The sequence below is a fragment of the Muricoccus vinaceus genome (genome assembly GCF_042433125.1).
Classification (GTDB): Bacteria; Pseudomonadota; Alphaproteobacteria; order Acetobacterales; family Acetobacteraceae; genus Roseomonas; species Roseomonas vinacea.
Genome location: NZ_JBHLVZ010000084.1, coordinates 218,907 through 238,248 on the forward strand (window position 1 = coordinate 218,907; position 19,342 = coordinate 238,248).

The 19,342-nt window shown below is 72.0% G+C and carries 14 protein-coding genes; 10 read left to right on the forward strand and 4 right to left on the reverse strand.

Translation table 11 applies throughout. The features are described from left to right. The first annotated feature begins 101 nt into the window (after positions 1 to 101). From ACFFIC_RS24170 to ACFFIC_RS24195, 6 genes are all read left to right on the forward strand, one after another. Positions 102 to 1,511 carry an efflux transporter outer membrane subunit gene (locus ACFFIC_RS24170; RefSeq protein ID WP_377055186.1) on the forward strand — a complete coding sequence of 470 codons (1,410 nt, stop codon included), beginning with the start codon at positions 102 to 104 and terminating at the stop codon, positions 1,509 to 1,511. Continuing rightward, the gene (locus tag ACFFIC_RS24175; RefSeq protein WP_377055188.1) at positions 1,508 to 2,824 is read left to right on the forward strand and encodes an efflux RND transporter periplasmic adaptor subunit; all 1,317 of its coding nucleotides are present in this window, start codon (positions 1,508 to 1,510) and stop codon (positions 2,822 to 2,824) included. The genes ACFFIC_RS24170 and ACFFIC_RS24175 overlap by 4 nt, the downstream gene beginning before the upstream one ends. Next, positions 2,821 to 5,922 (forward strand): efflux RND transporter permease subunit, encoded by a 3,102-nt coding sequence (locus ACFFIC_RS24180; RefSeq protein WP_377055190.1) that lies wholly within the window; start codon positions 2,821 to 2,823, stop codon positions 5,920 to 5,922. The genes ACFFIC_RS24175 and ACFFIC_RS24180 overlap by 4 nt, the downstream gene beginning before the upstream one ends. Before the next feature lie 10 nt (positions 5,923 to 5,932). Further along, on the forward strand, positions 5,933 to 9,037 hold the full coding sequence (locus tag ACFFIC_RS24185; RefSeq protein ID WP_377055191.1) for an efflux RND transporter permease subunit: 3,105 nt from the start codon (positions 5,933 to 5,935) through the stop codon (positions 9,035 to 9,037). Positions 9,038 to 9,119: 82 nt separating this feature from the next. Beyond that, positions 9,120 to 9,893 carry a hypothetical protein gene (locus tag ACFFIC_RS24190; RefSeq protein WP_377055193.1) on the forward strand — a complete coding sequence of 258 codons (774 nt, stop codon included), beginning with the start codon at positions 9,120 to 9,122 and terminating at the stop codon, positions 9,891 to 9,893. A 185-nt stretch (positions 9,894 to 10,078) separates the two neighbouring features. Then, positions 10,079 to 12,439 carry an FdhF/YdeP family oxidoreductase gene (locus ACFFIC_RS24195; protein WP_377055195.1) on the forward strand — a complete coding sequence of 787 codons (2,361 nt, stop codon included), beginning with the start codon at positions 10,079 to 10,081 and terminating at the stop codon, positions 12,437 to 12,439. Positions 12,440 to 12,459: 20 nt separating this feature from the next. On the opposite strand, the gene smpB is transcribed toward ACFFIC_RS24195, so the two are convergent. Both smpB and dapA read right to left on the reverse strand, forming a co-directional pair. After that, entirely contained in the window at positions 12,460 to 12,948 is a 489-nt protein-coding gene (gene smpB / locus ACFFIC_RS24200) for an SsrA-binding protein SmpB (protein WP_377055197.1), read from the reverse strand. A gap of 4 nt (positions 12,949 to 12,952) precedes the next feature. Continuing rightward, positions 12,953 to 13,831 carry a 4-hydroxy-tetrahydrodipicolinate synthase gene (gene dapA, locus ACFFIC_RS24205; protein WP_377055199.1) on the reverse strand — a complete coding sequence of 293 codons (879 nt, stop codon included), beginning with the start codon at positions 13,829 to 13,831 and terminating at the stop codon, positions 12,953 to 12,955. Between the two features lie 168 nt (positions 13,832 to 13,999). Here dapA and ACFFIC_RS24210 point away from each other — a divergent pair, with 168 nt between their 5' ends. The 4 genes from ACFFIC_RS24210 to ACFFIC_RS24225 are packed head-to-tail and all read left to right on the forward strand — an operon-like array spanning position 14,000 to position 17,722. Beyond that, the gene (locus tag ACFFIC_RS24210; protein ID WP_377055201.1) at positions 14,000 to 15,952 is read left to right on the forward strand and encodes a lytic transglycosylase domain-containing protein; all 1,953 of its coding nucleotides are present in this window, start codon (positions 14,000 to 14,002) and stop codon (positions 15,950 to 15,952) included. Continuing rightward, positions 15,949 to 16,794 (forward strand): alpha/beta fold hydrolase, encoded by an 846-nt coding sequence (locus ACFFIC_RS24215; RefSeq protein WP_377055203.1) that lies wholly within the window; start codon positions 15,949 to 15,951, stop codon positions 16,792 to 16,794. The genes ACFFIC_RS24210 and ACFFIC_RS24215 overlap by 4 nt, the downstream gene beginning before the upstream one ends. Then, complete coding sequence (locus ACFFIC_RS24220) at positions 16,794 to 17,234, forward strand: phosphatidylglycerophosphatase A family protein (protein ID WP_377055205.1); 441 nt, start codon at positions 16,794 to 16,796, stop codon at positions 17,232 to 17,234. The genes ACFFIC_RS24215 and ACFFIC_RS24220 overlap by 1 nt, the downstream gene beginning before the upstream one ends. Continuing rightward, the gene (locus ACFFIC_RS24225) at positions 17,234 to 17,722 is read left to right on the forward strand and encodes a CinA family protein (RefSeq protein WP_377055734.1); all 489 of its coding nucleotides are present in this window, start codon (positions 17,234 to 17,236) and stop codon (positions 17,720 to 17,722) included. Before ACFFIC_RS24220 ends, ACFFIC_RS24225 begins: the two co-directional genes overlap by 1 nt. Here ACFFIC_RS24225 and ACFFIC_RS24230 read toward each other — a convergent pair. Beyond that, positions 17,719 to 18,783: a threonine aldolase family protein gene (locus tag ACFFIC_RS24230; RefSeq protein ID WP_377055207.1), complete on the reverse strand. Its 1,065-nt coding sequence runs from the start codon at positions 18,781 to 18,783 to the stop codon at positions 17,719 to 17,721. The two genes, ACFFIC_RS24225 and ACFFIC_RS24230, sit on opposite strands and share 4 nt — an antisense overlap. Positions 18,784 to 18,850: 67 nt before the next feature. Further along, positions 18,851 to 19,342, reverse strand: coding sequence for a type II toxin-antitoxin system RatA family toxin (locus tag ACFFIC_RS24235; protein ID WP_377055209.1), 492 nt, complete (start codon positions 19,340 to 19,342; stop codon positions 18,851 to 18,853).

Genomic DNA, 19,342 nt, shown 5'->3' on the forward strand with positions numbered 1-19,342 from the left:
GCATGGGGTCCGGCAACGATCCACCCTACTATAGGGGGGTGCGAGACGTGATTTCACCGGCCATCCCCCCGCAGGCCACGCGGCGGGGGACCAGCAGGCTTATGCTCGGTGCCTTCCTGGGGGCGCTGCCAGCGGGCTGCGCCCTTCTGCCGGAGGGCATTCCCGGCATCGCGACCGGCCCCGACCGGTTCCGCGAGAGCGCCGGCGGCCCTGTCTCCTGGCCCGACCCGGATTGGTGGCGGCGCTTCGGCTCGACCGAGTTGGACCGGCTGATGCTGCGCATGGCGTCCCAGAACCTCGATCTGGCCGCGGCCCAGGCGCGGGTGCGGCAGGCGGATGCGGCGGCGCAGGTGGCGGGGTCGGCGCTGCTGCCGCTGGTGACGGGCGGCGCGGACACGCAGCGCAGCCGCACCGGGCGGGGCGGCAGCGCGGCGCGGCGGTATTCCGTGGACCTGGCCGCCTCCTACGAGCTGGACCTCTGGGGCCGGAACCGGAACAACCTGGAGGCGGCGCGGCTTTCGGCCGAGGCGCAGCGCTTCGACCTCGGCACCACGCTGATCACCACCGAGGCCTCGGTCGCCAACACCTATTTCACCATCCTGGAGGCGCGGGACGCGCTGCGCATCCAGGAGGACAACCTGCGCGCCGCCCGGCGGGTGCTGGGGGTGATCCGCCAGCAGGTGGCCGCCGGCACGGCCACGGGGCTGGACCTGGCGCAGCAGGAAACCGTGGTGGCCCAGCAGGAGGCGGCGGTGCCGCCGCTGCGCCAGACGGTGGCGCAGAACCAGGCCTCGCTCGCGGTGCTGGTGGGCATGCCGCCGGTGGAGCTGGAGGTGGTGGGCGAAGGCTTCGCGGGGCTCGACGTGCCCTCCCCCGGCGCCGGGCTGCCCTCCGCGCTGCTGGCCCGCAGGCCGGACGTGCTGGCGGCGGAGGCGGCGCTGGCCGCGGCCAATGCGGACGTGGCGGTGGCGCGGGCGGCGCTCTATCCCAACGTTACCCTTTCAGCCCAGGGCGGGTTCCAGTCGGCCCTGCTGGGCACGCTGCTGCGGCCGGAGGTGCAGTTCTACAGCATCGCGGCCAGCCTGGCGCAGACGGTGTTCGACGGCGGCGCCATCCGCGGCCGGATTGCGCTCTCCCAGGCGCAGGCGGAGGAGCTGCTGGCCACCTACCGGCAGGCGATCCTCTCGGCACTGTCGGACGTGGAAGGCGCGCTGGCCGCGTTGCGCGAGACCACCGAACAGGAACGGCTGCTGGCCGAGGCCGAGCGCCGGGCCGCGCGCGCCTATTCCATCGCGGAGGACCAGCTTCGCGGCGGCATCATCAACCTGATCACCCTGCTGAACACCCAGCTCACCCTGTTCACCGCCCGCCGGAACCTGTCCCGCGGGCGGCTGCTGCGCTTCCAGGCGGCGGTGGGGTTGTTCCGGGCGCTGGGCGGAGGTTGGGGCCCCGGGGTTACCGGGGGCAATTCCGTGCGCATCTCATCCGCCGGGTCAGGAGGCAGCCGATGAGGCGCAGGTTCGGATGGCTCCTCGCCGTTCTGGTGCTGGCGGGGGCCGGGGGTGCCGGCTGGTGGTGGTGGCAGGACCGGGCGGATGGGGCCGACCCTTCCGCCGCGCGTGACCAGCGGCAGGCGCAGGGCCCTCAGGGTGGAACCCAGGCCCCGGTCGCGGGACAGGGACCCGGATCCGGACAGCAGCGCGGCGCGGGCGGTGCGCGTGGCGGGCGGCCCGGCGGCGGCATCCCCGTGCCCGTCACCGTGGCCGAGGCGGCGCAGCGCGACGTGGCCCTGAGCGTGGACGGCCTGGGCACGGTGGTGCCGCTGGAAAGCGTGGTGGTGCGCACGCAGCTCGACGGCCAGCTGATGGAGATCAACTTCCGCGAGGGCCAGGAGGTCGCGAAGGGCGACGTGCTGGCGCGGGTGGACGACCGCACGGTGCAGGCGGCGCTGCAGCAGGCCGAGGGCAAGCGCGCCTACGACCAGGCGCAGCTGGCCAATGCCCGTGTGGACCTGCAGCGCTACCAGGGGCTCGCCCAGGGCGCGGGGGTGACGCGCCAGCAGGTCGACACCCAGCGTGCCCAGGTGGCCATGCTGGAGGCCCAGGTGCGGCAGGACGAGGCGGCGATCGATCAGGCCCGCGCGCAGCTGGCCTTCGCCACCATCCGCTCGCCGCTGGCCGGGCGGGTGGGCATACGCCAGGTCGATCCCGGCAACATCGTGCGGGGCTCGGACACGAACGGCATCGTCACGGTGACCCAGATGGCGCCCATCGGCGTCACCTTCACCCTGCCCCAGCAGGAGTTGCCCCGGCTGCTCCGCGCGCTGGCCGCGGGGCCGGTGCCGGTGGAAACCCTGCCCGGGCCGGGCAACGCCCCCACCGCGCGCGGCACGCTGCTGACGGTGGACAACGCGGTGGACCCCACCACCGGCACCATCAAGGCTAAGGCGACCTTCCCCAATGAGGACCGGGTGCTCTGGCCCGGCTCCTTCGTGAACCTCCGCCTGCGGATCGAGGTGGTGCCGCAGGCGACGGTGATCCCGCTGGTGGCCGTGCAGCGCGGGCCCGAGGGCCCCTACGCCTTCGTGGTGAAGGAGGACCGGACGGTGGAGCAGCGGCCGGTGACCATCGGGCAGATGACCCAGGCCGAGGCCGTGGTGCAGGCCGGGCTGCGGCCCGGAGAGCGCGTCGTGACCTCGGGCGGGCTCAGGCTCAGCGCGGGCACCACCGTGGCGCTGGGCGATGACGCGCCGCCGGCAAGGCCGCCGGGGGGGCGCCGGCGGACGGCCGACGCCCAGCCCACCGGCGGGCAGCCCCCCAATTGAACATCTCGGCCCCCTTCATCGCGCGGCCGGTGGCGACGACGCTGCTGTCCGTGGCGGTGCTGCTGCTGGGGCTCTGGGGCTACTGGCGGCTGCCGGTCTCCTCCTTGCCGGAGGTGGACTTCCCGACGATCGAGGTGTCCACCCAGCTTCCGGGCGCCTCCCCCGACACGGTGGCGCTGCTGGTGACGGCGCCGCTGGAGCGCTCGCTCGGGCAGATCGCCGGCATTTCCGTGATGACCTCCACATCGGGGCCGGGAACCAGCCGGATCGCCCTGCAGTTCGCGCTCGACAAGGATCTGGACGAGGCCGCGCAGGACGTGCAGGCGGCGCTGGACGCGGCGCGGGGGACGCTGCCGACCACCCTTCCCTACCCGCCGCTCTACGCCAAGGTGAACCCGGCGGACCCGCCGATCATCACGCTGGCCCTCACCTCGGACACCCTGCCCATCGCGCGGCTGTCCGACACGGCGGACACGCTGCTGGCGCAGAAGCTCGCGCAGTCGGCGGGGGTGGGGCGCGTGACCGTGCAGGGCAACATGCGCCCGGCCGTCCGGCTGCGGATCGATCCGGCCCGGCTCGCGGGCTACGGCCTGTCCATGGCCGACGTGCGGACGGCTGTCACGGGGGCCAACGCCAACACCCCCAAGGGCTCGCTGGACGGGACGCGGCAGGCCTCCACCATCATGGCCAACGACCAGATCACCTCCCCGGCCGAGTTCGCCGACGTGATCGTGGCCTACCGCAACGAGGCGCCGATCCGCCTGCGCGACCTCGGCCAGGCGGTGGAGGGACTGGAGAACGACCGCAACGCCGCCTGGTTCAACGGCCGTCCCGCCGTGATCCTGGACGTGCAGCGCCAGCCCGGCGCCAACATCGTGGACACGGTGAACCGGATCCGCACCCAGCTGCCCGACCTGGAGCGGGGCCTTCCGGCGGGCATCAGCATGGCCGTGGTGTCGGACCGGACCGAGACCATCCGCGCCTCCGTGCGCGAGGTGGAGCTGACGCTGGTGCTCTCGACCGTGCTGGTGGTCGCGGTGATCTGGCTGTTCCTGCATTCCGGGCGGGCCACGATCGTGCCCGCCGTTTCCCTGCCGCTTTCGCTGATCGGCACCTTCGCGGTGATGAGCTGGTTGGGTTTCTCGCTCGATAATCTTTCCCTGATGGCGCTGGTGATCGCGACCGGCTTCGTGGTGGACGATGCCATCGTCATGGTGGAGAACATCGTCCGCCACATCGAGGAGGGCATGGCCCCGCTGGCCGCCGCCTACGAGGGCGCGCGGGGCATCGCCTTCACCATCATCTCGCTGACCGTGTCGCTGATCGCGGTGTTCATCCCCCTGCTGTTCATGGAAGGGGTGGTGGGGCGGCTGTTCCGCGAGTTCGCGGAAACGCTGACGGCGGCGGTGCTGGTCTCCATGGTGGTCTCCCTCACCCTCACGCCCATGATGTGCGCCCTCCTGCTGCGGCCCGCCTCGCCGAAGCGCGGCTGGCTGGCGCGGGGGACGGACCGGGTGTTCGACGGAATGCTCCGGGCCTATGGCCGCGCCCTGCGGGTAACGCTGCGCTTCGAGGGGCTGACGCTCCTGGTGGCGCTGGGCACGCTGCTGCTGACGGGCTGGCTGTACGTGGCGATCCCCAAGGGCTTCCTGCCGGCGCAGGACACCGGGCTGATCCAGATCGCGACGGAGGCGCCGGGAGACGTGTCCTTCGCCCGCATGTCCGATCTGCAGCGCCAGGTCGCCGACGCGGTGCGGGCGGATCCGGCGGTGCAGGCCGTGACCTCTGTGGTGGGAGCGGGCACGGTGAATGCCACGCTGAACGGCGGGCGGGTGACCGCGGTGCTGCGCCCGCGGGAAGACCGCGCGGAGACGGCGCAGGAGATCATCGCGCGGCTCGCCCCCCGGCTGGCGGGCATCGCGGGGATCGTCAGCTATCCCTCGGCCGTCCAGGACATCCAGATCGGCGCGCGGGCGAGCACCACGCAGTACCAGTACACCATCGTGGACGCCGATGCCGCGGTGCTGGCCATCTGGTCGCCCCGCATCCTGGCGGCGCTGCGGGAGGAACCGGCACTGCTGGACCTTTCCTCCGACCAGCAGCAGCAGGGCCTGCGCATCGCGGTGGAGGTGGACCGCGCGCGGGCGGGCCGCCTGGGTGTGACCATGCAGGCAATCGACGACGCGCTCTACGACGCCTTCGGCCAGCGCCAGATCTCCACCATCTACGCGCAGAACAACCAGTATCGCGTGATCCTGGAGGCATCGGAGGACTTCCTCGCGGACCCGACCCGCCTGGGCGTGCTCCGGGTGGCCGGCACCACGGACGGCACGGCAACGGTGGTGCCGCTCTCGGAGGTCGCGCGGATCGGCCGCGCCTCAGGGCCGTTGCAGGTGACGCGGGAGAACCAGTTCCCCGCCGTGACATACTCCTTCAACCTCGCCGAAGGTGTCGCGCTCGGGGAGGCGGTGGCCGCGGTGGAGGGGACGATGCGGCGCCTGGGCGTGCCGCCCACCGTGACGGGGCGCTTCGCCGGGGATGCGGCGGAGTTCAGCTCCTCCCTCCAGAGCCAGCCCTGGCTGATCCTGGCCGCCGTGGTGGTGATCTACATCACACTGGGTGTCCTCTACGAAAGCCTGGTGCACCCGCTGACCATCCTCTCCACCCTGCCCTCCGCCGGGATCGGGGCGCTGCTGGCGCTGGAGCTGTTCGGGCTCGACCTTTCCCTGGTGGGGATCATCGGCATCCTGCTGCTGATGGGGATCGTGAAGAAGAACGCGATCATGATGATCGACTTCGCGCTCGACGCGCAGCGCGAGCGCGGCATGGCACCGCGGGAAGCCATCATGGAGGCGGCGATGCTGCGCTTCCGCCCCATCACCATGACCACCCTGGCCGCGCTGCTAGGCGCGCTGCCGCTGGTGCTCGGGCACGGGGCGGGATCCGAGCTTCGGCTGCCGCTTGGCGTTTCCATCGTGGGCGGCCTGTTGCTGAGCCAGCTGGTCACGCTGTTCACCACGCCCTCGGTCTACCTGGCGCTGGAATGGGTGCGGGCGCGGCTTTTGCGGCGCCGGCCGTCGGTGGTGCCCGCGGAGTGAGCGGCGCCCGATGAGCATCTCCGGCCCCTTCATCGCACGGCCGATCGCGACCTCCCTCCTGGCGGTGGGGCTCGCGCTCATCGGCCTCGTCGCGCTGTTCCGCCTGCCCATCGCCTCGATGCCGCGGGTGGACATCCCGACCATCGTGGTCTCGACCATGCAGCCGGGGGCAAGCCCGGAAACCATGGCCAGCACGGTGGCCGCGCCGCTCGAGCGCCGCCTGGGAGCCATACCGGGGGTCACGGAGATGACCTCCTACTCCTCGCTCGGCAGCGCCACGATCATCCTTCAGTTCGACCTCGGCCGCACCCAGCGCAGCGCCGCGCGGGATGTGCAGGCGGCGGTGAACGGCGCGCGGCAGGACCTGCCCTCCGGCCTGCCCACGCCGCCCAACATCCGCAAAATCAACCCGGCCGACGCGCCGGCGATGATCCTCGCCATGTCGTCCGACACCATCCCCGGCCCGGCGGTCTACGACGCCGCCGACACGCTGGTGGCGCAGCGCCTGGCGCAGGTGCGGGGCGTCGCGCAGGTGACGGTGAACGGCGGCGACCAGCCGGCCGTGCGGGTGGCGGTGAACCCCGCGGCCGCCGCGGCGGCCGGCGTTTCGCTGGAGCAGATCCGCACCGCCATCACCCGCGCCAACGTGACCCAGGCCACCGGCTTCATCGAGGGACCGGACCAGAGCGCCGCCATCCGCACCAACGATCGCATCGACAACGCCGATGCCTTCCGCGACGTGGTGGTGAAGGCCCAGGCCGGCGCCATCCTGCGGCTGGGGGACGTCGCGCGCGTGGAGGACGGCGTGCGCAGCCGGCGCCAGGCCGGCATCTTCAACGGGCGCCCCGCCATCCTGCTGGTGGTGATGAAGCAGGCGGACGCCAACGTGATCGAGGTGGCGGATGGCATCCGCGCCATGCTGCCCGAGGTGCAGTCATGGGTGCCGGCAGGCGTGCGGATCCAGGTGGTGAGCGACCGCTCCGTGACCATCCGCGCCTCGGTGGCGGAGGTGCGGCTGACGCTCGCCCTGACCATCGGGCTGGTGGTGGCGGTGGTGGCGGTGTTCCTCCGCCGCTGGGCGCCGGTGCTGGCCGCCAGCGCGGCCGTGCCGCTTTCCCTGCTCGGCACGGTCGCCGTCATGTGGTGGATCGGCTACTCGCTGAACAACCTTTCCCTCATGGCGCTGACGATCTGCGTGGGCTTCGTGGTGGACGATGCCATCGTCATGATCGAGAACATGGCGCGCCATCGCGAAAGGGGCCTTTCCCCCATCGAGGCCGCGCTGGCGGGGGCGAAGGAGATCGGCTTCACCGTTCTCTCGATCACCGTCTCGCTGATCGCGGTGTTCATCCCGCTGCTGGCGATGGGCGGGATCGTCGGGCGGATTTTCCGCGAGTTCTCGGTGACGCTCGCGGTCGCGGTCGCGATCTCCGGCGTGGTGTCGCTCACGCTGACGCCCATGATGGCCGCCTGGATGGAGCGCGGCGGGCCGGAGAAGCCGCCCGGGCGGCTGGCGCGCTGGTTCGAGGCGGGCCTTTCGGCCACCGTCAACGGCTATATCCGCAGCCTGGCCTGGCTGCTGCGCTGGCGCTGGTCGATGCTTCTCGCGACCTTCGCGCTGATGGGCGTGACGGTCTGGCTCTACATCATCGTGCCCAAGGGCTTCCTGCCGACGCAGGACACGGGGCTGGTGTCAGGCAGCACCCAGGCGGCGCCCGACACCTCCTTCGCCACCATGGAGGCCCTGCAGCGCCGGGTCGTGGACATCATCGCGGCCGATCCCGCGATGGAAAGCGTGGGCTCCACCGTGGGCAGCAGCAGCGGACAGGGGGCGGCCAACCGCGCCACCATGTACATCACCCTCAAGCCCATCGAGGAACGCAAGGTCTCGGCCGAGCAGGTGATCGCGCGGTTGCGTCCGGCGCTGAGCCGCATCCCCGGCGCGGCGGTGTTTCTCCGCGGCAACGAGGACGTGCGGATCGGCGGGCGCCAGGATGCCGGCCGCTTCTCCTACGTGCTGCTGGGCAACGACATCGAGGAGCTGCGCGAATGGACGCAGACCATGGTGCAGGCGCTGCGCGGCGTACCCGGCATCAACGACGTCGGCAGCGACCAGGACCGCGCGGGGCTGGTGACGCGGGTGGAGGTGGACCGGGCGGCGGCCGCGCGGCTGGGCGTGCAGCAGTCCGAGATCAACGCGGTGCTGAACAGCGCCTTTTCCCAGCGGCAGGTCTCGACCATCTATCGCTCCCGCAACCAGTACCGGGTGGTGCTGGAGATCGATCCAACCCTCCAGCAGGGGCCGGAGGACCTGTCACGCGTCTTCCTGCCGGGCCAGGGCGACACGCAGGTGCCGCTGTCCGCCATCGCTCGGGTGGTGCCGGCCTCGGCGCCGCTGTCGGTCACGCACCAGGGCGGCTTCCCCGCCGCCTCCATCTCCTTCAACCCCGATGAGGGGCTGAGCGTGGAGGAGATTCGCCAGCGGATCGAGGAGGTGCAGCGCCAGGTGCGGCTTCCCAGCACCATCCGCCCGCAGTTCGGCGGCAACGCGGCGGCGGCGCAGGCCTTCTCCAAGGACATGCCGCTGCTGATCGCGGGCGCCTTCCTGGCGATCTACGTGGTGCTGGGCGTGCTGTACGAGAGCTACGTTCACCCGTTGACCATCATCTCCACGTTGCCGACGGCGGGGCTCGGCGCGCTGCTCGCGCTGCTGGTCACGGACACGCCCATGACGGTGATCGCGCTGATCGGCGTGATCCTGCTGCTGGGCATCGTGAAGAAGAACGCCATCATGATGGTGGACTTCGCGCTCGAGCACGAGCGCCAGCACGGTGGCACCAGCGAGGACGCCATCCTGGCGGCCTGTCGCGAACGCTTCCGCCCGATCCTGATGACCACGCTCGCGGCGCTGCTGGGCGCGGTGCCGCTCGCCTTCGGAACGGGCACCGGGTCGGAGCTGCGCTCTCCGCTGGGCATCGCGATCATCGGCGGGCTGATCGTCTCCCAGGTGCTGACGCTCTACACCACGCCCGCGGTCTACATCGCGCTGGACCGGCTGCGCTGGCGTGATGTCGCGCGCGAGGGGCCGAATGGGGTGCCCGCGCCGGCGGAGTAGCCGGCCGCCGCGTGCGCGGGGCTTGCGGCGCGGGGTGAAGCCGGGCCTGCTTGCCCCTCCTCCGCCAACAAAGGAAAGCCGCTTGGACCCCATCGATGCCGCCGCCCGCCTCCTGGCGGGTGCGCGCCGCGCCGGCCCCCTGCCCCGCCTGCCACAGGAGTTGCGGCCCCGCGACCTCGCGCAGGCGGAGGCCATCCAGCACGCGACCCTTGCCGCGCTGGGCGAGGAGATCGGTGGCTGGAAGGTCGGACGGCAAGGCGGGCAGCCGTTCAGCGCGCCCTTCCCTGCCTCGGCCACGGTGGAGGACCGGGGCGGGCTCTCCGTGGCTCTCCCGGCCGGGAGCCTGATCGAGTTGGAGATCGCGCTGCGCTTTTCCGCCGCGCTCGATCCGGCCGGCGTGGCGGCCCTGCGGCCGGAGGACCTGCCACGGGTCGCGCGGATCGCCACCCTGTTCGAGTTCGTCCAGCCGCGCTTCGCCGAGGGGGCCGACCCGGCGCCGCTCGACCGCGTCGCCGAATGCCTGGGCAACAACGGGGGCGCCGTCCGGGCCGGGGCGACGTCCTGGTCGCTCGCGATGCTGGACGCGCCGCCCGTGACGCGGCTCAGCCAGGACGGGGCGGTGCTGGCGCGGCACGAGGGGCCGCACGTTGCCGCCCCCGTGCTGCCTTTGATCGAGGCCTGGATCGCGCGGCTGGCGCGCGAGGGCCGCGGGATCGCGGCCGGGGAGGTGCTCACCTTCGGAAGCCTGACGGGGATGCGCCCCGTCCCTGCCGGAGGCGCGGCCTATCTCGGCGAGATCGAGGGGCTTGAGGCGCTTCGCTGCGCCATCGCTCTGCCGGACACGAGGAAGCCGTGACCCGGACCGCCTGAACGGCCCGCACGGATTGTCGGGCGAAACGCCTACCCTCACCCCGCGTTGGCGGTTTGTCGGATGGATCGCGCGGCAGGCCCGGAAAAGGGCCGGCTGCGCTTTGCGCCGGATGGGGCTTGCAGGCCGGCCCCCCGCGGAAGGCCGCAGATAGGGATGGGTGGGCCAGGGCGATGAGCGATCGGGACCAGACGGTTCATTACGACAGCCCCGCGGGCGGCTGGGGCTCGCTCCGGGGGATCGCCCGCATCTTCGGCGAGGAGTGGAACACCCCGGCGGTGATGGAGACGCTGGCGCGGCAGAACAAGCCGGGCGGCTTCATGTGCGTCTCCTGCTCCTGGGGCAAGCCGGCCGACCACCACGCCTTCGAGTTCTGCGAGAACGGCGCAAAGGCGACGCTCTGGGATCTGACCACGCGCCGCTGCACGCCCGAGTTCTTCGCGGAGCACAGCGTGACGGAGCTGCGCGGCTGGTCGGACTTCGAGCTGGAGCAGACCGGGCGGCTCACCCACCCGCTGCGCTACGACCGCGCGACGGACCGCTACCTCCCCTGCGGCTGGGAGGAAGCCTTCGCCGAGATCGGCAGGGAGCTGCGCGCGATCGACCCGAAGGCGGCGGTCTTCTACGCCTCGGGCCGGGCGAGCCTCGAGACGTCCTACCTTTACGCGCTGTTCGCCCGGCTATACGGCACCAACAACCTGCCCGACAGCTCCAACATGTGCCACGAGACGACGTCGGTGGCGCTGAAGAAGGTGATCGGCGCCAGTGTCGGCACGGTGGTCTTCGACGACTTCTCCAAGTGCGACGCGATGTTCTTCTTCGGCCAGAACACCGGCTCCAACAGCCCGCGCTTCCTGCACCCGCTGCAGGAAGCGGCGAAGCGGGGCGTGAAGATCGTCACCTTCAACCCCGTGCGGGAGAAGGGCCTCGAGTTCTTCATCAACCCGCAGAGCCCCGTGGAGATGCTGACCGGCAAGGCGACCCAGATCAGTGCGCAGTATTACCAGGTGCGCCCTGGTGGCGACATCGCGGTGCTCATGGGCATGTGCAAGCACGTCTTCGCCCGCGACGACGAGGCCCGCAAGCGCGACCGGCGCGTGCTGGACGTGGATTTCCTGAAGCAGCACACCGCGGGGCTGGAGGAGTTCGAGTCCAAGGTCCGCTCCACCACCTGGGAAAGCATCGAGGCGGAGTCGGGCCTCTCGCGCGCCGACATCGAGGCGGCGGCGCAGGTCTATGTCGAGGCCGAGCGCGTCATCGGCATCTACGGCATGGGCCTGACCCAGCACGTGCACGGCTTCGAGAACATCACCATGTTCGTGAACCTGCTCCTGCTGCGCGGCAACATCGGGCGGGAGGGCACGGGCATCTCGCCGGTGCGCGGCCATTCCAACGTGCAGGGACAGCGCACCGTCGGCATCTCGGAAAAGCCCGAGCTCGTGCCGCTCGACCGGCTCGCCACCCAGTTCGGCTTCGAGCCGCCGCGCGAGGAGGGCATGAACACGGTCGCCGCCTGCCAGGGCATCCTCGCGGACGAGGTGCGCGCCTTCTTCGGCCTTGGCGGCAACTTCGTGCGCGCCATTCCCGAGCGTGACCGGATGGAGGAAGCCTGGACGCGGATGCGGCTGACCGTGCAGGTCGCGACCAAGCTCAACCGCAGCCACTTGGTGAACGGCGAGGTGGCGTTCCTCCTGCCCTGCCTCAGCCGGACCGAGAAGGACGTGCAGGCGGGCGGCGCGCAGGTGGTCACCATGGAGGACACCTTCAGCTGCATCCACGGTTCGATCGGCCATCGCGTGCCCGCCAGCGAGCACCTGCTCTCGGAAGCCGCGATCGTCGCCGGCGTCGCCAAGGCGACGCTGCCGCCCAACCCACGCCTGTCCTGGGACGCGTGGGTGGGCGACTACGCCCGCATCCGCGCCGAGATCGCCGAAACCTACTCGGAGGAGTTCCACGACTTCGAGGCGCGCAAGTTCACGCCCGGCGGCTTCTACCGCGGCAACTCGGCGCGCGAGCGGATCTGGAAGACCGAGACCGGCAAAGCGACCTTCACCTCGCCGAAGATGATGTCCGCCACGGGCTTCGACGACGCGCCGGGGCGCTACCGCCTCATCACCATGCGCAGCAACGACCAGTTCAACACCACCATCTACGGCTACAGCGACCGTCTCCGGGGCATCGAGGGCACGCGCGACGTGCTGCTGATCAACCCGCAGGAGATGCGCCGCGCCGGGCTGGAGCCGGGCCAGGTCGTCTCGCTTCTGAGCGACGCCGGTGACGGGGTCGAGCGCGCGGTGCACGGGCTGGTGGTGACGCCGTTCTCGCTGCCCGATAACTGCCTCGGAGGCTACTACCCCGAGATGAACCCGCTGATGCCCGTCACGCACCACGACGAGCATTCGAAAACGCCTGCCGCGAAGTCGGTGCCCGTGAAGATCCGCCCGACCGCGGAGTTCCGGCCGGTGGCACCGCTGGAGCCCGACGGGCACGACACCCGCACGGCCGACGGCCCCGTGGGTCTCGACCGCGCCTGAGCGGGACGCGCGACGGGGCTTCAGCCCTTGTCGCGCATCACCCGGGCCTTGTCCCGCTTCCACTCGCGGTCGGCGATGGCCTGGCGCTTGTCGGCCTTGGACTTGCCCTCCGCGAGGCCAAGGGTAAGCTTGGCCAGGCCGCGATCGTTGAAGTGGATGTCGAGCGGCACCAGGGTCGCGCCCTCGCGCGAAATGGCACCGGCCAGCGTCTCGGCCTGCTTGCGGTGCAGCAGCAGCTTGCGCGGGCGGCGCGGCTCGAACTTGGCCACCACGCTGCCGGCCTGCCATTCGGGAATGTAGAGGTTGAAGATCCACATCTCGCCGTCGCGCTCGCCGGCCCAGGCCTCGGTCAGCGTCGCGCGGCCGGCGCGCAGGCTCTTCACCTCCGGGCCGACGAGCGCGATGCCGGCCTCGTAGGTGTCGAGGATCTTGTAGTCGAAGCGTGCCTTGCGGTTCTGCGCGGCGACGCCGTGGCTGATCAGGGTCTTCTTTTTCTTCGGTTCGGCCATGGGTTCAGTTCAGCAGGCCGGCGCCGCTCAGCGCGGACCGGACGCGCGCGCGGGAGGCTTCGGCGATGGGGGCCAGGGGCATGCGGCAGAACTCCGTGCCGCGCCCCAGCAGGCTGGCGGCATACTTCACCGGACCGGGCGAGCTTTCGCAGAACATGGCATCGTGCACGGGCACGAGGCGGTCCTGGATGGCCATGGCATCGGCCAGCCGCCCCTCCGCCCAGGCGTCGTGCATCTCGCGGCACAGACGGGGGGCGATGTTGGCGGTCACGCTGATGCAGCCGACGCCGCCAGCCGCGAGAAAGGAGAGTACGGTGTGGTCCTCCCCCGAAAGCTGGCAGAATTCCGGCCCGCAGGTAGCGCGGGTGTGCAGCGGGCGCGTCAGGTTCGCCGTCGCGTCCTTCACGCCCACGATGTTCGGGTGCTTCGCCAGCCGCGCCATGGTCTCCACGCTCATGTCGATCACCGAGCGGGGCGGGATGTTGTAGATGACGATGGGCAGGTCGGCGGCGTCGGCAATGGTCTTGAAGTGCAGGTAGAGGCCCTCCTGCGTCGGCTTGTTGTAGTAGGGGGTCACCACCAGGGCGCCATCCGCGCCCGCCTTCTTCGCGTGCTGGGCCAGCGCCACGGCCTCGGCGGTGGAGTTGGAGCCGGCGCCGGCGATCACGGGCACCCGGCCGGCCGCCGCCTCGACGCACATCTCGACCACCCGCTGGTGCTCCGCATGGGAGAGGGTCGGGCTTTCCCCGGTGGTGCCGACGGGGATCAGACCCTGGGCGCCCTCGGCCACCTGCCAGGCGACGAGGTCCTGAAAGGCGCGCTCGTCCAGCTTGCCATCGGCGGTCATGGGCGTGATGAGCGCGACGAGCGAACCCTTGAACATCTGGCGTTTCCTGGCAGCGGGATGGGCGTCATGTGGGGTGCCGGCGCCCCGCGCGCCAGCGGAGAAAGGGCTTACGCGCCGCTCCCGGCATGAACAAGGGCCCGCGAGCCTGGCGGGGCGCAGGGCGGGCGCGACAGGCGGGCCCGCAGCGGGCTAGAAACGACGCCGATGCGAATCCCTGCCCGGCCCCTGGCGACCATCCTCCTCGCCTCGCTCTGCCTGCCCGTGTCCGCCCAGCCCTGGACGGGCGAGGGGCAGCGGAACGCCGGGCGCGTGGCGCTCGGCTACGCCAATGGCGGCCGCTATGCCCAGGCCGAGGTGGCGGCGGCGCAGGCGGACCCCCTGGTGCAGAAGATCGCGCTGTGGCTGCGGTTGCAGCAGCGCGGCCAGGGCACCGGGGCGGAACTGGCCGCCTGGGTCGCGGCGAACCCCGACTGGCCCCTGCCCCAGACGATGAACCGCCGCGCCGAGGAAGCGCTGGCCGCCGATCCCGACGATGCCCGTGCCCTGGCCCATTTCGCCCGCAACCCTGCCGTCACGCTGGACGGCGCCCAGCGCCACGCCGATGCGCTCTCCCGCGCCGGGGATACCGTCCGGGCCGCGGCCATTCTGCGCGCCGCCTGGGCCGGAGGCGCCGGGGATGCCGCCGCCGAGGCCGGCTTCGCGGAGCGCAACGCCGGCGTCCTGACGCCCGAGGACCGCTGGCGCCGTTTCGACCGCCTGTTCCTGTCGCGCGATCTGATGGATGCCGGGCGGGCGGCGGCCTGGGTCGATCCGTCCCAGCGGGCGCTGGCGGATGCGCGCCTCGCCATGGCGGCGGAAGCGGCCGTTCCGGTGACGGAGGGTGCCGATCTCGGCCTGCTCGCGGCCAGCGCGCGGCTGCTGCGCCGCCAGGACCGGGATGTCGAGGCCGCGAGCGCCTGGGCCGCCGCCGCGCCGCTCCAGCGCGAGCTGGAGCCGTCCGGCGCGCGGACGATCTGGGCGGAGCGCCAGATCCTGGCCCGCAAGCTGCTGCGCCTCGGGCAGGACCGGCTGGCCTATCAGGTCGCCTCCGAGCACGGGCAGGCCGGCGGTGAGGCGCGGCAGGAGGCGGAGTTCCTGTCCGGCTGGATCGCGCTGCGCCGGCTCGGCGATGCGTCCGGTGCCACGCGGCACTTCGCCCTGCTCGGCGATAACAGCGCCAGCATCATCACCCGCGCCCGGGGCGCCTATTGGCAGGGCCGGGCGCTGGAGGCGACCGACGCCACCCGTGCCCGCGTCAAGTACGGAGAGGCCGCGCTGCTGGGCACCGCCTTCTACGGCCAGATTGCGGCGTTGGCCCTTGGCGAGGACGAGGCACGCGTCTCGGCCCGCATCCGCGCCATCGCGCCGGCCCAGCCGACTGCGGAGGCGGCAGCCCTTTTCGCCGGCCGGGAACTGGCCGCCGCCGCCGCCACCCTGGCAGACCTGGGCGACACGCGCCGCGCCCGCATCTTCCTGCTGCGGATGGAGGAGCTTTCCCCCGACCCGCCGGACCGCGTGCTGATCGCGCGCCTGGGCGCCTCGCTGGGGCGGCCCGACTTCGCGGTCTGGATCGCGCGCCGGGCCGGGGCGGATGGCGTGATGCTGCTGCCCGAGGGCTGGCCCGCCCCCTACCCTGCCCCGCCCGGCACGCTGGAGCCCGCCATCGTCAATGCCATCGCCCGCCAGGAAAGCAACTTCGACCCGGAAGCGGTCTCCGCTGCCAATGCGCGGGGGCTGATGCAGCTTCTGCCTGGCACGGCGGCGGGGGTGGCGCGGAAGCTGGGCGTGCCGCACCAGCCGAGCTGGCTGACCACCGACCCCGCGCACAACATGCGGCTGGGCGCGCAATACCTGGCGGACCAGATGGCGCGCTTCGGCGGCAACCTTGCCCTCGCCGCCGCCGCTTACAACGCGGGTCCCGCGCGGGTGGCGGAATGGCTGGCCACCTATGGCACGCCGGGGGAAGGCGGGATGGACGTGATCGACTGGATCGAGCTGATCCCCTTCGCGGAGACGAGGAACTACGTGCAGCGGGTGGTGGAGAACACGGTGGTCTACCGCGCGCGGGAGCCCGTCGCGGCGCCGCACCCGCTGCGCCCCTGGATGACCGCGCCGTGAGGCCGCTGGTCCGGCAGGTCCGTGCCCGCGATGGCCTCGCGCTCAGCGCGCTGGAATGGGCAGGGGACGAGGCGCGCACACCACTCCTCTGCCTCTCCGGCATCTGCCGCACGGGCTGGGACTACGAAGGCTTGGCCGAGCGGCACGCGGGAAAGCGCCGCGTGGTGGCGCTCGACTACATGGGCCATGGCGAGAGCGCCAGGGCGGCGGAGGTGTCGCGCTACCGGCCCGAGCGGGCCGCGGCGGACGTGCTGGATGCCTGCGCGGCGCTGCACCTTCCCCGGGCCGTGGTGGTCGGGACCTCCTTCGGCGGGATCATGGCGATGATCCTCGCGGTGCTGCGCCCGACGCTGCTGCGAGGCGCCGTGCTGAACGACATCGGGCCGCGGATCGACCCGCGCGGTGTTTCCCTGGTCGGGAACTTCGCAGGCCATGACCCCGGCTTCCGGACGATCGAGGAAGCGGTGGAATACCTGCGCAGGGTGATGCCGCGCATCCCGCTGCCGGACGAGGCCTCGTGGCGGCACTTCGCGCAGCTCACCTACAAGCCCGACGAGGACGGGCGGCTGCACCCGCGCTGGGACACGCGCATCCAGCAGGCCATGGAGGCGGGCGGGGGCACGCTGGACCTCGGCCCGGTGTTCCGCGCCATGCGCCCGATCCCGGCCATGCTGGTCTGGGGCGAGGAAAGCGAGTTCCTGGCTGCCGACACCGTGCGTGCCATGGTCAGGGACAAGCCCGACCTGGAGCTGGTCACCCTCCCCGGCGCCGGCCACGCGCCCACCTTGAACGAACCCGAGATTGCCCGGCCGCTGGACCGTTTCCTGGACAGCATCCGCTGATGGGGCCTGCCCTGGCGGTGGCCAGCCTTTGCGGCATCGGCCGGCTGCGTCCGGCGCCCGGCACCTGGGCTTCGGTGGCCGTGCTTCCGGCAGCACTGCTGGGGCCCTGGTGGTGCCTGGGCCTCGGGGTGAGCTTCGCCCTGCTGGGCTTCTGGGCGGTGTCCCGGCTGCCGGAGGCGCGGGAGGATCCCGGCTGGGTCGTGGCGGACGAGGCCTCCGGCCAGTGCCTGGCCCTGGCGGCTCTTCCCGCCGGCGCTTCCTTCTGGTGGGTGCTGGCGGGCTTCGCGCTGTTCCGGCTGCTCGATATCCTCAAGCCCGGCCCAGTGGGCTGGGCCGACCGCATGGAAGGGAGCCTTGGCGTGATGCTGGACGACGTGCTGGCGGGGCTGATGGCCGCGGGCCTGCTCGGACTGGGGTGGCTGGCGGCGGGGGCGGCGTGATGGAGCCCGGAGAGGACCTCGCGGCCGCCCTGCTGGAGGCGCTGCGGGCGAAAGGCCTGACCATCGCCACGGCGGAATCCTGCACCGGCGGCCTCGTGGCCGCGGCGTTGACCGCGGTGCCGGGTTCCTCCGATGCCGTGGTTGGCGGCTTCGTCACTTACTCCAATGCCATGAAGACCAGGATGCTGGGGGTGCCGGAAAGCGTCCTGGCGGAGGTGGGCGCCGTTTCCGAGGCCTGCGCGCGGCGGATGGCGGAGGGCGCGGCGCGGGAAAGCGGGGCCTCCCTCGCCGTCTCCACCACGGGCATCGCGGGCCCGGGCGGCGGCAGCGCGGAGAAGCCGGTGGGGCTGGTCTTCATCGGCGCGGCCCGGCGCGACGGCCCCACCGAGGTGCAGCGCCACGTCTTCCCCGGGGACCGCGCGACCGTGCGGGCCGCGACGGTGGAGGCGGCGCTGCGCCTCGCCTCGGGGATGCTCGCCGCCGGCTAGTGCCGGATGATGCGGCGGATGGCTTCCAGTGCCTCCCCGATCATCGGCGCCTGCACATCGAGATGCGTGCAGGCGCGCAGCCGCCCGCCGAGGGCGCTGACCGAGATGCCCTCGGCCAGCAGGGCCGACTGCAGGGCCGCCGGGACCATGCCGGCACCGGTCGGGTCGAAATAAACGAGGTTGGTGTCGGGTTCCTCCACCGCCATGCCCTCGATCTGCCGGAGGCCGGCAGCGAACGCCCGGGCATTGGCGTGGTCCTCGGCCAAGCGGCCGATGTTATGGTCCAGCGCATAGAGACAGGCGGCCGCGCAGATGCCGGCCTGCCGCATGGAGCCGCCCAGGCGCTGCTTCCATCGCCAGGCGCGGCCGATGAAGTCCTCCGACCCCACCAGCACGGCGCCGAGCGGGGCACCCAAGCCCTTGGTGAAGTCGAGCCAGGCCGTGTCGAAGCCCGCGCACATCGCATCGGCCGGCACCCCGGCGGCGACGCAGGCGTTCATCAGCCGGGCGCCGTCCATATGGGTGGCCCAGCCCTGGTGATGGGCGATGCCCGTCAGCTCGTTCAGCACCTCCACCGGCCAGACCGCGCCACCGCCGGTGTTGGCGGTCTGCTCGATCTCCAGCAGGGTTTGCGGCGGAGCGTAGCGGCTGCGGGCACGGATGGCGCCGCGCAGCGCGTCGGCGTCGAACATGCCGCGCGGGCCACGCAGCGGGTTGATCTGCACGCCCGCGATGGCCGCGTGGCTGCCGCCCTCGCTGCTCAGGATATGCGCGCTCTCATGCGCCACCACCTCGTCGCCGTTGCGGCAATGGGTGTTGAGCGCGACCACGTTGCACATGGTCCCGGACGGCAGGAACATCGCCGCCTCCTTGCCCAGCAGCCTGGCCATGCGGTCGCACAGGGCGTGCACGGTGGGGTCGTCGCCGTGCTGCTCGTCGCCGACCTCGGCCTCCATCATCGCGGCCTTCATCGCGGGCGTGGGGCGGGTCTGGGTGTCGGAGTAGAGGTTGATGCGGACCGGCGGCGCGCCGGGCACGGGGCGCTCGGGGGCATGGACCATGGAAGAACTCCTCGCGACGTGTCGCGGGGGTTCTGCCAGGGGCGACGGCCGCCGGCCAGGGGGTGGCTCAGCCCTCGCTGGGCTTCGGTGCCGGCCCGGGCCGCGCGGTGAGCCCGGCGCCCGGGCGCTCGCGGCCGTAGAGGGCCATGGCGCGGCGCTCGAAGGCGCGGACCATCAGGCGCACGGCCTCGTTGAAGACGGTGCCGATCACGGCCTGGAGCAGGCGGGACTTGAACTCGAAATCGACGAAGAACTGCACCTCGCAGCCGCCCTCGGCCGGGGCGAAGCGCCAGTGGTTGTTCAGGTAGCGGAAGGGGCCGGTGAGGTATTCCACATGCACGTGGTCCGGGCGCTCCATCCCCACGCGGCTGCGGAAGGTCTCGCGGAACATCTTGAAGCCGATCGTCAGGTCCGCGATCAGCTCCCCCTCGGACCGCGACACGATGCGGGAAGCGACGCACCAGGGCAGGAATTCCGGGTAGCGGCGCACGTCCGCCACCAGGTCGAACATCTGCTCGGGCGTATAGGGAAGGCGCTTGCGCTCCGCGTGGGTGGGCAT

Excerpts from the sequence above, each read along its gene's own strand:
- ACFFIC_RS24170 (WP_377055186.1), top strand. The coding sequence starts at position 102 with ATGCTCGGTGCCTTCCTGGGGGCGCTGCCAGCGGGCTGCGCCCTTCTG.
- ACFFIC_RS24175 (WP_377055188.1), top strand. The coding sequence starts at position 1,508 with ATGAGGCGCAGGTTCGGATGGCTCCTCGCCGTTCTGGTGCTGGCGGGG.
- ACFFIC_RS24185 (WP_377055191.1), top strand. The coding sequence starts at position 5,933 with ATGAGCATCTCCGGCCCCTTCATCGCACGGCCGATCGCGACCTCCCTC.
- ACFFIC_RS24195 (WP_377055195.1), top strand. The coding sequence starts at position 10,079 with ATGAGCGATCGGGACCAGACGGTTCATTACGACAGCCCCGCGGGCGGC.
- smpB (WP_377055197.1), bottom strand. The coding sequence starts at position 12,948 with ATGGCCGAACCGAAGAAAAAGAAGACCCTGATCAGCCACGGCGTCGCC.
- dapA (WP_377055199.1), bottom strand. The coding sequence starts at position 13,831 with ATGTTCAAGGGTTCGCTCGTCGCGCTCATCACGCCCATGACCGCCGAT.
- ACFFIC_RS24210 (WP_377055201.1), top strand. The coding sequence starts at position 14,000 with ATGCGAATCCCTGCCCGGCCCCTGGCGACCATCCTCCTCGCCTCGCTC.
- ACFFIC_RS24220 (WP_377055205.1), top strand. The coding sequence starts at position 16,794 with ATGGGGCCTGCCCTGGCGGTGGCCAGCCTTTGCGGCATCGGCCGGCTG.
- ACFFIC_RS24225 (WP_377055734.1), top strand. The coding sequence starts at position 17,234 with ATGGAGCCCGGAGAGGACCTCGCGGCCGCCCTGCTGGAGGCGCTGCGG.
- ACFFIC_RS24230 (WP_377055207.1), bottom strand. The coding sequence starts at position 18,783 with ATGGTCCATGCCCCCGAGCGCCCCGTGCCCGGCGCGCCGCCGGTCCGC.
- ACFFIC_RS24235 (WP_377055209.1), bottom strand. The coding sequence starts at position 19,342 with ATGCCCACCCACGCGGAGCGCAAGCGCCTTCCCTATACGCCCGAGCAG.